Here is a 14,918-nt window from a genome sequence, read left to right on the forward strand (position 1 = left end):
GTGGCTGCCATGTTGAAAGTCAGTGTTTATCGCTACAACCCTGATCAGGACGCCGCGCCGTTCATGCAGGAATTCCAGGTCGATACCGGTGGTAAAGACCTGATGGTGCTGGATGTACTGGCACTGATCAAAGAGCAGGACGAAGGTTTCTCCTATCGTCGCTCTTGCCGTGAAGGTGTATGCGGTTCCGACGGCATGAACATCAACGGCAAAAACGGCCTGGCGTGCATCACGCCGCTGTCCGCCGTGGTCAAAGGCAACAAGCTGATCGTTCGTCCTCTGCCAGGTTTGCCGGTTATCCGTGACCTGGTCGTCGATATGAGCATCTTCTACAAGCAATACGAGAAAGTTAAGCCGTTCCTGCAGAACGACACGCCGGCTCCGGCCATCGAGCGTCTGCAGTCCCCGGAAGAGCGTGAGAAGCTCGACGGTCTGTACGAGTGCATCCTGTGCGCTTGCTGCTCGACGTCGTGCCCGTCCTTCTGGTGGAACCCGGACAAGTTCCTGGGTCCAGCTGCCCTGCTGCAAGCGTACCGCTTCCTGGCAGACAGCCGTGACACCAAGACGTCCGAGCGTCTGGCTTCGCTGGATGACCCGTTCAGCGTATTCCGCTGCCGCGGGATCATGAACTGCGTCAACGTATGTCCCAAAGGCCTGAACCCGACTAAGGCCATTGGTCACATCCGTAACATGCTGCTGCAGAGCGGCGTGTAACTGACGTTGTAGTAAAAGCAGGACCGTTGTGCCCGTAAATGCTACGGCGCAGGCTTCAACCGGCGCCGTAGTTTTAACTTGAGCAGCGACTTACAAAGCCGCGGCTCTTATTTTGAAGAAATGAGACAAGCAGGGGCATTCGGGTTGGTACCCGAACTATCAGCGTGATCCTAAGTGGCTTGTTTTGGTCGCTGCACTTGGCCTTTTGCAAGCAAACTCGGTGTTTTCGCCGGTGGTGTCCCCAAATCGAGGGTGACCAAGCATGCAAGAAAGCGTGATGCAGCGCATGTGGAACAGCGGCTATCTTTCAGGTGGTAACGCTGCCTATGTGGAAGAGCTTTATGAGCTCTACCTGCACGACCCTAACGCTGTGCCAGAAGAATGGCGCACCAAATTTCAGACGTTGTCTTCAGACGGCAACGCTGCCACCGATGTATCGCACGCAACAATTCGCGATCAGTTTGTGCTGCTGGCAAAGAACCAGCGCCGCGCCCAACCGGTTTCCGCCGGCAGCGTGAGCAGTGAGCACGAGAAGAAGCAAGTTGAAGTATTGCGACTGATCCAGGCCTACCGGATGCGCGGCCACCAGGCGGCCCAGCTTGACCCGCTGGGGCTCTGGCAGCGTCCTGCACCTGCTGACCTGTCGATCAATCATTACGGCTTGACCAATGCCGATCTTGATACGACCTTCCGTGCCGGCGACCTGTTCATCGGCAAAGAGGAAGCGAGCCTACGCGAAATTCACGAAGCGTTGCAGCAGACATATTGCCGCACCATTGGCGCTGAGTTCACGCACATCACCGATTCCGAGCAACGCCACTGGTTCCAGCATCGCCTGGAAGGTGTGCGTGGCCGTCCGGTGCTGTCCGCCGACGTACGCAGCCACCTGCTCGAGCGCGTCACCGCTGCCGAAGGCCTGGAAAAATACCTGGGTACCAAATACCCGGGCACCAAGCGTTTCGGCCTGGAAGGCGGCGAAAGCCTGATCCCGATGCTCGACGAGCTGATCCAGCGTTCCGGTTCCTACGGCACCAAGGAAATCGTGATCGGCATGGCCCACCGTGGTCGCCTGAACGTGTTGGTCAACACTTTCGGCAAGAACCCGCGTGAGCTGTTCGACGAGTTCGAAGGCAAGAAGAAAGTTGAACTGGGTTCCGGTGACGTTAAATACCACCAGGGCTTCTCGTCCAACGTGATGACCACCGGCGGTGAAGTTCACCTGGCCATGGCCTTCAACCCATCCCACCTGGAAATCGTTTCTCCAGTGGTCGAGGGTTCGGTGCGTGCTCGCCAGGATCGTCGTAACGACACCACCGGTGAAAAGGTCCTGCCGATTTCCATCCACGGTGACGCGGCATTCGCCGGTCAAGGCGTGGTCCTGGAAACCTTCCAGATGTCGCAGACCCGCGGCTTCAAGACCGGCGGCACCGTTCACATCGTCATCAACAACCAGGTTGGCTTCACCATCAGCAACCCGCTGGATGCACGCTCTACCGAGTACGCCACCGACGTTGCCAAGATGATCCAGGCACCGATCCTCCATGTGAATGGCGATGATCCGGAAGCCGTGCTGTTCGTGACCCAGCTGGCTGTCGACTATCGCATGCAGTTCAAGCGTGACGTGGTGATCGACCTGGTCTGCTACCGCCGTCGCGGTCACAACGAAGCCGACGAACCAAGCGGCACCCAGCCGTTGATGTACCAGCAGATCACCAAGCAGCGCACCACCCGTGAGCTGTACGCCGAAAGCCTGACCAAGGCCGGCGTGGTTGACGATGCACGTGTTCAGGCGAAGATCGATGAATACCGCAACGCGCTGGACAACGGTCTGCACGTAGTGAAAAGCCTGGTCAAAGAGCCGAACAAAGAGCTGTTCGTCGACTGGCGTCCGTACCTGGGTCACACCTGGACCGCGCGTCACGACACCTCGTTCGATCTGAAAACCCTGCAGGAACTGTCGGCCAAGCTGCTGGAAATCCCGGAAGGCTTCGTGGTTCAGCGCCAGGTGGCGAAGATCTACGAAGACCGTCAGAAGATGCAAGCCGGCGGCCTGCCAATCAACTGGGGTTACGCCGAAACCATGGCGTACGCGACCCTGGCGTTCGAAGGTCACCCGATCCGCATGACCGGCCAGGACATCGGCCGTGGTACGTTCTCGCACCGTCACGCAGTTCTGCACAACCAGAAAGACGCTGGCACCTATGTGCCGCTCAAGCACCTGTACGAAGGCCAGCCACGTTTCGACCTGTACGACTCGTTCCTGTCCGAAGAGGCCGTACTGGCGTTCGAATACGGTTACTCGACCACCACGCCGAACGCGCTGGTGATCTGGGAAGCCCAGTTCGGCGACTTCGCCAACGGTGCCCAAGTGGTTATCGACCAGTTCATCACCAGCGGCGAGCACAAGTGGGGTCGCCTGTGCGGTCTGACCATGCTGCTGCCACACGGTTATGAAGGCCAGGGTCCTGAGCACTCCTCGGCCCGTCTGGAGCGTTACCTGCAGTTGTGCGCCGAGCACAACATCCAGGTGTGCGTGCCGACGACTCCGGCCCAGATCTACCACTTGCTGCGTCGCCAGGTGATCCGCCCACTGCGCAAGCCGCTGGTAGTGCTGACACCGAAGTCGCTGCTGCGTCATAAATTGGCCATCTCGACCCTGGAAGATCTGGCTGATGGTTCGTTCCAGACCGTTATTCCAGAAATCGACACGCTGGACGCGGCCAAGGTGACTCGCCTGGTCCTGTGCAGCGGCAAGGTCTACTACGACCTGCTGGAAAAACGTCGTGCCGAAGGCCGCGAAGACATCGCCATCGTGCGTATCGAGCAGCTTTACCCGTTCCCGGAAGACGACCTGATGGAGGCCATCGCGCCTTACACCAACCTCACCAACGTGGTGTGGTGCCAGGAAGAACCGATGAACCAGGGCGCGTGGTACAGCAGCCAGCATCACCTGCGTCGCAGCATCGGCAACCACAACAAGGCCCTGGGCCTGGAATATGCCGGCCGTGATGCTTCCGCTGCACCTGCGTGTGGTTATGCGTCGATGCACGCCGAGCAGCAGGAAAAACTGCTGCAAGATGCTTTCACTGTTTAACGCCTTCGCGCTGACTGAAACCGAATTTTAAGGACCCACAGATAATGGCTATCGAAATCAAAGCCCCGTCATTCCCGGAATCGGTTGCCGATGGCACCGTTGCCACCTGGCACAAGAAACCAGGCGACGCTGTAAAGCGTGACGACCTGATCGTCGACATCGAAACCGACAAAGTCGTGCTGGAAGTGTTGGCCGAAGCTGACGGCGTGCTGGGCGCAATCGTTGCCGAAGAAGGCGCTACCGTTCTTTCGAACCAGGTACTGGGCTCGATTGAAGAGGGCAGTGCTGCTGCCGCGGCGCCTGCTGCTGCACCGGCCGCCGCCGCTGCTCCTGCTGCCGCTCCGGCCGCTGGTGCTGAAGACCCGATCGCTGCTCCGGCTGCCCGTCAGCTGGCTGAAGAGAACGGTATCAACCTGGCTTCCATCAAAGGCACCGGCAAAGACGGCCGCGTGACCAAGGAAGACGTGGTTGCTGCGGTTGAAGCCAAGAAAAACGCTCCGGCTGCCGCACCTGCCAAGGCTGCTGCCCCGGCTGCCGCTGCGCCTGTGTTCGCCGCCGGCGACCGCACCGAGAAGCGCGTACCGATGACCCGCGTACGTGCCACCGTGGCCAAGCGTCTGGTTGAAGCCCAGTCGAACATGGCGATGCTGACCACCTTCAACGAAGTCGACATGACCGAAGTCATGGCCCTGCGTTCGAAGTACAAGGATCTGTTCGAGAAGTCCCACAACGGCGTGCGCCTGGGCTTCATGTCCTTCTTCGTGAAAGCGGCCACCGAAGCGCTGAAACGCTTCCCGGCAGTCAACGCTTCCATCGACGGCAACGACATCGTTTACCATGGCTACGCAGACGTCGGCGTTGCCGTGTCCAGCGACCGTGGCCTGGTGGTTCCTGTACTGCGTAACGCCGAGCTGATGAGCCTGGCTGAAATCGAAGGCGGCATCGCCACTTTCGGCAAGAAAGCCCGTGACGGCAAGCTGACCATCGACGAGATGACCGGCGGTACCTTCACCATCACCAACGGTGGTACCTTCGGTTCGATGATGTCGACCCCGATCGTCAACCCGCCACAAGCCGCGATCCTGGGCATGCACAACATCATCCAGCGTCCTATGGCCATCAACGGCCAGGTCGTGATCCGCCCGATGATGTACCTGGCGCTGTCTTACGATCACCGCCTGATCGATGGTAAAGAAGCCGTGACTTTCCTGGTGACCATCAAGAACCTGCTGGAAGACCCAGCTCGTCTGTTGCTGGATATCTGATTGAAGCAGCTGCAAGTTGCGGGCTACAAGCTGTAAGAAAAAGCAGCTTGGCTTGCAGCTTGCGGCTAAAAGCTTGTCGCAAATAGAGGATCTATTTTCATGACACAGAAATTTGACGTCGTAGTGATTGGTGCAGGTCCTGGCGGCTACGTAGCCGCTATCAAGGCCGCACAACTGGGCCTCTCGACTGCTTGCATCGAAAAATACACCGACAAGGAAGGCAAACTGGCACTGGGCGGTACTTGCCTGAACGTCGGTTGCATTCCTTCCAAGGCGCTGCTGGACAGCTCCTGGAAATTCCACGAAGCCCAGGACGGCTTTGCGATCCACGGTATCAACCACGCTGGCGTGACCATGGACGTACCTGCGATGGTCGGCCGTAAAGCCAACATCGTTAAGGGCCTGACTTCCGGCGTTGCCACCTTGTTCAAGGCCAACGGCGTGACTTCCCTGCAAGGCCACGGCAAACTGCTGGCCGGCAAGAAAGTTGAAATCACCAAGCCAGACGGCTCGGTTGAAGTCATCGAAGCCGAAAACGTGATCCTGGCCCCAGGTTCGCGCCCAATCGACATTCCACCGGCTCCAGTCGACAACAACGTGATCGTTGATTCGACCGGCGCCCTGGAATTCCAGGCTGTGCCTAAGCGCCTGGGCGTGATCGGCGCTGGCGTGATCGGCCTGGAACTGGGTTCGGTCTGGTCTCGCCTGGGTGCTGAAGTGACCGTGCTGGAAGCCCTGGACACGTTCCTGCTGGCTGCTGACACTGCCGTTTCCAAGGAAGCGCTGAAAACCCTGACCAAACAAGGTCTGGACATCAAGCTGGGCGCTCGCGTCACCGGCTCGAAAGTCAACGGCGAAGAAGTTGTCGTCAACTACACCGACAAGGATGGCGAAAAAACCATCACTTTCGACAAGCTGATCGTAGCCGTTGGTCGCCGTCCAGTGACCACCGACCTGCTGGCCGCTGACAGTGGCGTGACCCTCGACGAGCGCGGCTACGTGCACGTTGACGATCACTGCGCGACCACCGTGCCTGGCGTGTACGCCATCGGTGACGTGGTTCGCGGCATGATGCTGGCGCACAAGGCTTCCGAAGAAGGCATCATGGTTGTCGAGCGCATCAAGGGTCACAAAACCCAGATGAACTACGACCTGATTCCATCGGTTATCTACACCCACCCGGAAATTGCATGGGTCGGCAAGAACGAACAGCAGTTGAAAGCTGAAGGCGTTGAAGTTAACGTCGGCACCTTCCCGTTTGCCGCTTCTGGCCGTGCCATGGCAGCCAACGACACCGGTGGTTTTGTCAAAGTCATCGCTGATGCCAAGACTGACCGCGTATTGGGCGTCCACGTGATTGGCCCGAGCGCTGCAGAACTGGTTCAGCAAGGCGCGATCGGTATGGAATTCGGCACGAGTGCCGAGGACCTGGGCATGATGGTCTTCTCCCATCCGACCCTGTCCGAAGCGTTGCACGAAGCTGCGTTGGCAGTGAATGGCGGCGCCATCCACATCGCCAACCGCAAGAAGCGCTAAGCGAGATAATAAGAAACCACGGCGGAGTTGCCCGTCGTGAGCCTTGCGCGCAAGACTCACCGCGGAATATCCGCTGGACGCAGCCTTGCGCAGCTTTACGGGCCTTGAGCCCCGCAAGTTGCGCAAGCAGCAGTCACAGGTGGCGCGGCACTCATAATGAGCGCAGCGCCGAATGCGCAGTACCTAACGAAGACGGTAAAAAGCATGAATCTTCACGAGTATCAGGGTAAGCAGCTGTTCGCTGAATACGGCCTGCCAGTTTCCAAGGGCTACGCAGTAGACACCCCGGAAGCAGCAGCAGAAGCTTGCGACAAAATCGGCGGCAGCGAGTGGGTTGTCAAAGCCCAGGTCCACGCCGGTGGTCGCGGTAAAGCGGGCGGCGTTAAGCTGGTTCGCAGCAAAGAAGACGCCAAGGCCTTCGCACAGCAGTGGCTGGGCAAGCGTCTGGTGACTTACCAGACTGATGCCAATGGCCAGCCAGTCACCAAGATCCTGGTTGAATCGTGCACTGATATCGCTAAAGAGCTGTACCTGGGCGCTGTCGTTGACCGTTCGAGCCGTCGCATCGTGTTCATGGCTTCCACCGAAGGTGGCGTGGACATCGAGAAGATCGCTCACGAAACCCCAGAAAAAATTCTGAAAGCTACTATCGACCCACTGGTTGGCGCTCAGCCATTCCAGGGTCGTGAGCTGGCTTTCCAGCTGGGCCTGGAAGGCAAGCAAGTTGCCCAGTTCGCCAAGATCTTCGTGGGTCTGGCCAAACTGTTCCAGGATCACGATCTGGCCCTGCTGGAAGTGAACCCGCTGGTGATCAAGGCTGACGGCGATCTGCACTGCCTGGACGCCAAGATCAACATCGACGCCAACGCCATGTACCGTCAGCCTAAGCTGAAGACTTTCCACGATCCGTCGCAAGACGATCCGCGCGAAGCGCACGCTGCCAAGTTCGAACTGAACTACGTAGCGCTGGAAGGCAACATCGGCTGCATGGTCAACGGTGCGGGCCTGGCCATGGGTACCATGGACATCGTCAACCTGCATGGCGGCAAACCAGCCAACTTCCTCGACGTGGGCGGTGGTGCTACCAAAGAACGCGTGACCGAAGCCTTCAAGATCATCCTGTCCGACTCCAACGTCGCAGCAGTACTGGTCAACATCTTCGGCGGCATCGTTCGTTGCGACATGATTGCCGAAGGCATCATCGGTGCAGTGAAAGAAGTCGGCGTTAAAATCCCGGTTGTTGTTCGCCTTGAAGGTAACAACGCTGAACTGGGCGCTAAAGTACTGGCAGAAAGCGGTTTGAACATCATCGCGGCTACCAGCCTGACCGACGCTGCTCAACAAGTTGTCAAAGCTGCGGAGGGCAAATAATGAGCGTCCTGATCAATAAAGACACCAAAGTTATCTGCCAGGGTATTACCGGTTCGCAAGGTAGTTTCCACACCCAGCAAGCCATCGAATACGGCACCAAGATGGTTGGCGGCGTAACTCCGGGCAAAGGCGGCACCGAGCACCTGGGCCTGCCAGTGTTCAACACCGTGAAAGACGCTGTAGCTGCCACTGGCGCCACCGCCAGCGTGATCTACGTTCCAGCTCCTTTCTGCAAGGACTCCATCCTGGAAGCGGCATTCGGCGGCATCAAGCTGATCGTCTGCATCACCGAAGGCATTCCTACCCTGGACATGCTGGACGCTAAAGTTAAGTGCGACGAGCTGGGCGTAGTCCTGATCGGCCCTAACTGCCCAGGCGTGATCACTCCAGGCGAATGCAAGATCGGCATCATGCCAGGTCACATTCACTTGCCAGGTAAAGTCGGTATCGTTTCCCGTTCCGGCACCCTGACCTACGAAGCTGTTAAGCAAACTACTGACGCCGGTTTCGGTCAGTCGACTTGCGTCGGCATCGGCGGTGACCCGATCCCAGGCTCCAACTTCATCGACATCCTGAAGCTGTTCCAGGAAGACCCGAAGACCGAAGCGATCGTGATGATCGGTGAGATCGGCGGTTCGGCTGAAGAAGAAGCGGCTGCCTACATCAAGGCCCACGTAACCAAGCCGGTTGTTTCCTACATCGCTGGTGTGACTGCCCCTGCGGGCAAGCGCATGGGCCATGCTGGCGCAATCATCTCTGGCGGCAAAGGCACTGCAGACGAGAAATTCGCTGCGCTGCAAGACGCAGGCGTTAAAACCGTGCGTTCGCTGGCAGACATCGGCAAGGCCCTGGCCGAGCTGACCGGTTGGGCTGTCAAGTAAGCCTCGCGCTTAGCTGACGCTTCCCCCACACAAAGGTCACCTTCGGGTGGCCTTTGTGCTTTCCGGGGTTTAATAAAGATCAAAATGTGGGAGGGGGCTTGCCCCCGATTGCAGTGGGTCCGTCAATAAATACAGTGACTGACACGCCGCCATCGGGAGCAAGCCCCCTCCCACATTTGCCTGTATTGCCAAATTAGGTATGAAAATGCGACATGCAGATGTCGCTTATCGGACAGTCCGCCCCGCAACAGTGCGTTCGTCAGCCAATTTCTGTACCCTAGCCGCCTCTTTATGCGTGCGCATCCCAAAAGGAAGCCCCGCGCTAGACCGGTCGGCTCCCATAAGGGCCGGCAGTATTTCCCTCATCCATAGGGAATCCCTCTCTAAATTCCGATTCAGTAGTGTGGTATTTCCTCAAATGAAAGTGTTGAAAAGCCAGGACATCCTGGCGCTGGGCTTTATGACCTTTGCCCTGTTCGTGGGCGCCGGCAACATCATCTTCCCGCCTATCGTTGGTTTGCAGTCCGGGCCTCACGTCTGGATGGCGGCGCTGGGCTTTCTGATCACCGCCGTGGGCTTGCCGGTGGTCACCGTGATCGCGCTGGCCAAGGTCGGTGGCGGCATGGACGCGTTGAGCAGCCCGATCGGCAAGATCGCCGGTGGCCTGCTGGCGGCGGCGGCGTATCTGGCGGTAGGGCCGCTGTTCGCTACCCCGCGTACCGCGACGGTGTCCTTCGAAGTGGGCCTGGCGCCGCTGACCGGCGAGAGCCCGCTGGCGCTGTTCCTCTACAGCTCGGTGTACTTCCTGGTGGTGTTCTTTGTCTCCCTGTACCCAGGTCGGCTGCTGGACACCGTGGGTCGCTTCCTGGCGCCGCTGAAGATCATCGCCCTGGCCATCCTCGGCATCGCCGCGTTTGCCTTGCCGGCCGGTGACGTGGGCGTCGCTACCCCGGAATATGTGGCCGCACCGTTTTCCCAAGGCTTTATCCAGGGTTACCTGACCATGGATACCCTGGGCGCGCTGGTGTTCGGCATCGTGATCGTCAACGCGATTCGCTCCCGTGGCGTCGAGTCGCCGAAGCTGATCACCCGTTACGCCATCATTGCGGGCCTGATTGCCGGCGTGGGCCTGGCCCTGGTGTACTTCAGCCTGTTCCGCCTGGGTTCGGGCAGCCATGCCGTGGCTGCCGGTGCCACAAACGGTGCTGCGGTGCTGCACGCCTATGTGCAACACACCTTTGGCTCCCTGGGCAGCGGCTTCCTGGCCGTGCTGATTTCCCTGGCGTGCCTGGTGACTGCGGTGGGCCTGACCTGTGCCTGCGCCGAGTACTTCAGCAAAATCCTGCCGCTGTCCTACAAGACCCTGGTGGTGATCCTGGCGCTGTTCTCGTTGTTCGTGTCGAACCTGGGCCTGACCAAGCTGATTGCCTTCTCGATCCCGGTGCTGACCGCGATCTACCCGCCGTGCATCGTGCTGGTGGCGCTGAGCTTCTGCAAAGACTTCTGGCAGGAGCAGGGCCGCATCGTTGGTCCGGTGATGCTGGTGTCGTTCATCTTTGGCTGCATCGATGCGCTCAAGGGCGCTGGCTTGGCGGGTTGGATGCCTTCGCCCCTGGCGAACCTGCCGTTGAGCGACCAGGGCCTGGCCTGGCTGGTGCCGTCGGTGATGACGCTGGTCGTGGCGTTCGGGGTTGATCGGATGCTCGGCAAGCGCAGCGAAGCTATCGCATAAACCCATGTTTCCCGCTGTACTGAAATGCCCCGTATCAATCGATATGGGGCTTTTTTTATGGGTGAACGGCAGTGTCTTTTTCTGTGCACTAACGTCGAACTGACGCAAAAGCGTTTCAGCCCTCTTTCTGCAAAGGACCCGCATGTCGTTCATCGAAACCAATCAGATCCACCTGCTTGCCGCCCTGTGGTTCGCCCTTTGCTGGGGTGGCTACACCCGATACGCCATTTGGAAGGCCCGCGACACGGCCTGCCTTGCCAGCGTGCTGCACCTGTACCGCGAAGACTGGATGCGCCGCATGCTGCTGCGCGACAACCGCATCGCCGACGCCAGTGTGATCGGCAACCTGGAGCGCAACGCTTCGTTCTTCGCCTCCAGCACGCTGATCATCCTCGCCGGCATTCTCACAGTGTTGGGTGCTTCAGAGCGGGCAGTGTCGTTGCTGGCGGACATACCGATGGTGCAACAGGCTTCCCAAGGTATGTCGGAGATCAAACTGCTGTGCCTGGCACTGGTGTTCGTCTATGCGTTCTTTACGTTCAGCTGGTGCATGCGCCAGTACAACTTCGCGGCGGTGCTGGTCGGCTCGGCGCCGATGATCGGCGAGCGGGATGTGTCGGAGCAGGAGCGCAAGGCATTTGCTCTACGTGCGGCGCGAGTCATCTCCATGGCGGCCAACCAGTTCAACTTTGGCCTGCGTTCTTATTACTTCGGCATGACCATGCTGGCGTGGTTTGTCAGTCCCTGGCTATTCATGTTGATGAGCGCTGGGGTGGTGTTGGTGCTGTATCGGCGGGAGTTTCATTCCGACGTGCTGCAAGTGATGGTGTTTACCCAGACGGACACACCGCCGTCGGAACCGGTTAAAGAAGCGGTTTGATCAACCCCTCAAGTAAAAAACACCAGACAAAGTAAAGCCCGCTATCTAAGCGGGCTTTCTTTTTGCAGCGAAGCTACTTCAAACCGCGGTCTCAAGAACCGGTAGCTGGTGCTGCTTCTTTTGCGGCGGCCTGGTTCGATTCAGCCTGAGCTTTGGCAGCTTCGGCGTTTTCTTTCGCAGCGTCGTTCACTTTATCCTGAGCCTTGGCCATATCTTTCTGAGCTTGCTCAGAATGGGCTGCGGCGTCTTGGGCTTTGTCTTCGGATTTCTTGTCGCAGGCAGCCAGACCGAGGGCAGCGGCCAGCATCATGGAAATAGCTAAAGTCTTGCGCATGGGTGTTTCTCCTTATTGAAGATATCTACTGGCCTTTCGAGCATGGCGCTTCGGCATTAGTTCCTTCTATTTGGTAGATATATAAATCGCTGACTTACAGGAACTTTTGCCCTGCCGCAGCTTCTGCGGATCAACACTAATAAGAGTCTGGAACGAATGACCGAAAATCCCCTGTTAGAGCGTGCGACGCGCTTTGTATCGGCCCTGCGCCACTGTCAGGTGCTGGGCATTACCGCTCATCAGGCCAGCGAGGAGGGCATCACGCTGATCATGCCTTATGCGCGCCATCTGGTCGGCGATCCCCAAACGGGTGTGATTCACGGTGGCGCGCTGACCTCCCTGATGGACACCGCCTGCGGCATGGCCACCCTGTGCGTATTGCCGGAATTCGAGGTTTGTCCGACCCTCGACCTGCGTGTCGACTACATGCATCCCGCTACCCCACACAAACCGGTGTACGGCTTCGCCCAATGCTACCGGGTGACCACCGACGTGATCTTCGCCCGTGGCTTCGCCTACCAGGATGACCCGCAGCAACCCATCGCCCATGTCGTCGGTACATTCATGCGCATGGGCAAACGGCTCAAGGGCACACAAGGACTGGGCAGCACGATCAAGGGAGAGCAGGCATGACGCACCGATTCAAGACCCGCCTGGAGCAGGCCCACGGGCGCGGTGATTACGCAGCGCTGCTCAACCTGATCCCCTACGCCAAGCTGATCGGCATCGAATGCACCCGGCTGGGGGATGAGCTGCTGTTTCGCCTGCCGGCCAACAAGGACAATATTGGTAACCCGATATTGCCGGCGCTGCACGGCGGGGTGATCGCAGGTTTCATGGAGCTGTCGGCGGCGCTGCACCTGCTGGTGTTCACGGGTTCGCCGGGCATCCCGAAAATCATCGACTTTTCCCTGGATTACCTGCGCGCCGGTCAATTTCGCGACACCTACGCCAAATGCCAGGTATGGCGCCAGGGCCGGCGGGTGGCGAACGTGGCGATCACCGCCTGGCAGAGTACGGCGGCAGAGCCCATGGCCACGGCCCGCGCGCATTTTAAGATCGAGGAACCAGGCCACCCTTGAAATCCTGCTCTTAGCCCCCAACTTTGATGACAACCCGCCGCCAACCCTCTAGGGCGCGGCCACTGCCATCCAATTGGAGTTTGATGACCATGAGTGTGGAAACTCAAAAGGAAACCCTGGGCTTCCAGACCGAGGTGAAGCAACTGCTGCACCTCATGATCCATTCGCTGTATTCCAACAAGGAAATCTTCCTTCGCGAATTGATCTCGAACGCCTCTGACGCTGTCGACAAATTACGTTTCGAAGCCCTGTCCAAGCCTGAGTTGCTGGAAGGTGGCGCCGAACTGAAAATCCGCGTGAGCTTCGACAAGGACGCCAAGACCGTCACGATCGAAGACAACGGTATCGGCATGAGCCGTGACGATGCGATCGCCCACCTGGGCACCATCGCCAAGTCTGGCACCGCCGATTTCATGAAAAACCTCTCGGGCGACCAGAAGAAAGATTCGCACCTGATCGGTCAATTCGGCGTGGGCTTCTATTCGGCCTTTATCGTTGCCGACCAGGTTGAAGTGTTCAGCCGCCGTGCCGGCCTCGACGCCAGCGAAGGCGTGCACTGGTCCTCCAAAGGCGAGGGCGAATTCGAAATCGCCACCGTCGACAAGGCTGACCGTGGCACCCGTATCGTGCTGCACCTGAAATCCGGTGAAGACGAATTCGCCGATGGCTGGCGCCTGCGCAACATCGTCAAGAAATACTCCGACCACATCGCCCTGCCGATCGAGCTGCCGAAAGAACAAGCGGCCGTCGAAGGCGAAGAAGCGCCTGCCCAGGGATGGGAAGTGGTCAACCGCGCCAGCGCGCTGTGGACCCGTCCGCGTACCGAGATCAAGGACGAGGAATACCAGGAGTTCTACAAGCACATCGGTCATGACTACGAAAACCCGCTGAGCTGGAGCCACAATAAGGTCGAAGGCAAACTGGAATACAGCTCGCTGCTCTACGTGCCGGCCCGTGCTCCGTTTGACCTGTACCAGCGTGAAGCGCCGAAAGGCCTGAAGCTGTACGTACAGCGCGTTTTCGTGATGGATCAGGCGGAATCCTTCCTGCCGTTGTACCTGCGCTTCATCAAGGGTGTGGTCGACTCCAACGATTTGTCTCTGAACGTGTCGCGGGAAATCCTGCAGAAAGACCCGATCATCGACTCCATGAAGTCGGCGCTGACCAAGCGTGTACTCGACATGCTGGAAAAACTGGCGAAGAACGAGCCTGAGCAATACAAAGGCTTCTGGAAAAACTTCGGCCAAGTCATGAAAGAAGGCCCGGCAGAAGATTTCGCCAACAAGGAGAAAATCGCCGGTCTGCTGCGATTTGCTTCCACCCAGGGTGAAGACGGCGAGCAGGTCGTTTCCCTGGCCGAGTACCTGGCGCGTGCCAAGGAAGGTCAGGACAAGATCTACTACCTCACCGGCGAAACCTACGCGCAGGTCAAGAACAGCCCGCACCTGGAAGTCTTCCGCAAGAAAGGCATCGAAGTGCTGCTGCTGACCGACCGAATCGATGAGTGGCTGATGAGCTACCTCAACGAGTTCGACGGCAAGTCCTTCGTCGACGTGGCCCGTGGTGACCTGGACCTGGGTAACCTGGATTCCGAAGAAGAGAAGAAAGAAGCCGAAGAAGTCGCCAAGTCCAAAGAAGGCCTGGTTGAGCGGATCAAGGCGTCCCTGGGCGATGCTGTCAGCGAAGTGCGCGTGTCGCACCGCCTGACCGACTCCCCGGCGATCCTGGCCATCGGCGAGCAGGACCTGGGCATGCAGATGCGCCAGATCCTCGAAGCCAGCGGGCAGAAGGTTCCGGACTCCAAGCCGATCTTCGAATTCAACCCGGCTCACCCGCTGATCGAGAAACTCGATGGTGAGCAGAGCGAAGAGCGGTTTGGTGACCTGTCGCACATCCTCTTCGACCAGGCGGCCCTGGCCGCTGGTGACAGCCTGAAAGACCCGGCCGCCTATGTGCGCCGCCTGAACAAGCTGTTGGTTGAACTGTCGGTTTGACCCTGCTGTAGAAAAACCCGCTTCGGCGGGTTTTT

The 14,918-nt window shown here is 58.7% G+C and carries 12 protein-coding genes; 11 read left to right on the forward strand and 1 reads right to left on the reverse strand.

The window, feature by feature from the left end; all coding sequences use genetic code 11:
* The first annotated feature begins 9 nt into the window (after positions 1 to 9).
* From ACZ445_RS09065 to ACZ445_RS09100, 8 genes are all read left to right on the forward strand, one after another.
* Entirely contained in the window at positions 10 to 714 is a 705-nt protein-coding gene (locus ACZ445_RS09065; protein ID WP_003172807.1) for a succinate dehydrogenase iron-sulfur subunit, read from the forward strand.
* Positions 715 to 976: 262 nt separating this feature from the next.
* The gene (locus tag ACZ445_RS09070; protein WP_071496230.1) at positions 977 to 3,808 is read left to right on the forward strand and encodes a 2-oxoglutarate dehydrogenase E1 component; all 2,832 of its coding nucleotides are present in this window, start codon (positions 977 to 979) and stop codon (positions 3,806 to 3,808) included.
* Between the two features lie 44 nt (positions 3,809 to 3,852).
* Positions 3,853 to 5,073, forward strand: a complete 1,221-nt coding sequence (gene odhB, locus ACZ445_RS09075; protein WP_058427889.1) for a 2-oxoglutarate dehydrogenase complex dihydrolipoyllysine-residue succinyltransferase — start codon at positions 3,853 to 3,855, stop codon at positions 5,071 to 5,073.
* Between the two features lie 99 nt (positions 5,074 to 5,172).
* Positions 5,173 to 6,609 carry a dihydrolipoyl dehydrogenase gene (gene lpdA / locus ACZ445_RS09080; RefSeq protein ID WP_058427888.1) on the forward strand — a complete coding sequence of 479 codons (1,437 nt, stop codon included), beginning with the start codon at positions 5,173 to 5,175 and terminating at the stop codon, positions 6,607 to 6,609.
* Between the two features lie 204 nt (positions 6,610 to 6,813).
* Positions 6,814 to 7,980 carry an ADP-forming succinate--CoA ligase subunit beta gene (gene sucC / locus ACZ445_RS09085; protein ID WP_003190011.1) on the forward strand — a complete coding sequence of 389 codons (1,167 nt, stop codon included), beginning with the start codon at positions 6,814 to 6,816 and terminating at the stop codon, positions 7,978 to 7,980.
* Positions 7,980 to 8,861 (forward strand): succinate--CoA ligase subunit alpha, encoded by an 882-nt coding sequence (gene sucD, locus ACZ445_RS09090; RefSeq protein ID WP_003172813.1) that lies wholly within the window; start codon positions 7,980 to 7,982, stop codon positions 8,859 to 8,861. The genes sucC and sucD overlap by 1 nt, the downstream gene beginning before the upstream one ends.
* Before the next feature lie 418 nt (positions 8,862 to 9,279).
* A complete protein-coding gene (gene brnQ / locus ACZ445_RS09095) occupies positions 9,280 to 10,593 on the forward strand; it encodes a branched-chain amino acid transport system II carrier protein (RefSeq protein ID WP_058427887.1) in 1,314 nt (437 codons plus the stop codon).
* A 142-nt stretch (positions 10,594 to 10,735) separates the two neighbouring features.
* Positions 10,736 to 11,473: a DUF599 domain-containing protein gene (locus ACZ445_RS09100; RefSeq protein WP_071489580.1), complete on the forward strand. Its 738-nt coding sequence runs from the start codon at positions 10,736 to 10,738 to the stop codon at positions 11,471 to 11,473.
* Positions 11,474 to 11,564: 91 nt separating this feature from the next.
* Here ACZ445_RS09100 and ACZ445_RS09105 read toward each other — a convergent pair whose 3' ends face one another.
* Entirely contained in the window at positions 11,565 to 11,807 is a 243-nt protein-coding gene (locus tag ACZ445_RS09105; RefSeq protein ID WP_058427885.1) for a hypothetical protein, read from the reverse strand.
* A gap of 156 nt (positions 11,808 to 11,963) precedes the next feature.
* Between ACZ445_RS09105 and ACZ445_RS09110 the strand changes: the two genes are divergently transcribed.
* From ACZ445_RS09110 to htpG, 3 genes are all read left to right on the forward strand, one after another.
* Positions 11,964 to 12,440: a PaaI family thioesterase gene (locus ACZ445_RS09110; RefSeq protein WP_464708221.1), complete on the forward strand. Its 477-nt coding sequence runs from the start codon at positions 11,964 to 11,966 to the stop codon at positions 12,438 to 12,440.
* A complete protein-coding gene (locus ACZ445_RS09115) occupies positions 12,437 to 12,889 on the forward strand; it encodes a PaaI family thioesterase (RefSeq protein ID WP_058427883.1) in 453 nt (150 codons plus the stop codon). Before ACZ445_RS09110 ends, ACZ445_RS09115 begins: the two co-directional genes overlap by 4 nt.
* A gap of 89 nt (positions 12,890 to 12,978) precedes the next feature.
* Positions 12,979 to 14,883: a molecular chaperone HtpG gene (gene htpG, locus ACZ445_RS09120; RefSeq protein WP_464708222.1), complete on the forward strand. Its 1,905-nt coding sequence runs from the start codon at positions 12,979 to 12,981 to the stop codon at positions 14,881 to 14,883.
* Positions 14,884 to 14,918: the final 35 nt, after the last annotated feature.

This window comes from Pseudomonas allii (genome assembly GCF_055380095.1).

What these genes read in the sequence shown, in the direction of transcription:
- ACZ445_RS09110 (WP_464708221.1), top strand. Translation starts at nt 11,964, where the DNA reads ATGACCGAAAATCCCCTGTTAGAGCGTGCGACGCGCTTTGTATCGGCC.
- ACZ445_RS09115 (WP_058427883.1), top strand. Translation starts at nt 12,437, where the DNA reads ATGACGCACCGATTCAAGACCCGCCTGGAGCAGGCCCACGGGCGCGGT.
- ACZ445_RS09100 (WP_071489580.1), top strand. Translation starts at nt 10,736, where the DNA reads ATGTCGTTCATCGAAACCAATCAGATCCACCTGCTTGCCGCCCTGTGG.
- brnQ (WP_058427887.1), top strand. Translation starts at nt 9,280, where the DNA reads ATGAAAGTGTTGAAAAGCCAGGACATCCTGGCGCTGGGCTTTATGACC.
- ACZ445_RS09105 (WP_058427885.1), bottom strand. Translation starts at nt 11,807, where the DNA reads ATGCGCAAGACTTTAGCTATTTCCATGATGCTGGCCGCTGCCCTCGGT.
- odhB (WP_058427889.1), top strand. Translation starts at nt 3,853, where the DNA reads ATGGCTATCGAAATCAAAGCCCCGTCATTCCCGGAATCGGTTGCCGAT.
- sucD (WP_003172813.1), top strand. Translation starts at nt 7,980, where the DNA reads ATGAGCGTCCTGATCAATAAAGACACCAAAGTTATCTGCCAGGGTATT.
- htpG (WP_464708222.1), top strand. Translation starts at nt 12,979, where the DNA reads ATGAGTGTGGAAACTCAAAAGGAAACCCTGGGCTTCCAGACCGAGGTG.
- sucC (WP_003190011.1), top strand. Translation starts at nt 6,814, where the DNA reads ATGAATCTTCACGAGTATCAGGGTAAGCAGCTGTTCGCTGAATACGGC.
- ACZ445_RS09070 (WP_071496230.1), top strand. Translation starts at nt 977, where the DNA reads ATGCAAGAAAGCGTGATGCAGCGCATGTGGAACAGCGGCTATCTTTCA.
- ACZ445_RS09065 (WP_003172807.1), top strand. Translation starts at nt 10, where the DNA reads ATGTTGAAAGTCAGTGTTTATCGCTACAACCCTGATCAGGACGCCGCG.
- lpdA (WP_058427888.1), top strand. Translation starts at nt 5,173, where the DNA reads ATGACACAGAAATTTGACGTCGTAGTGATTGGTGCAGGTCCTGGCGGC.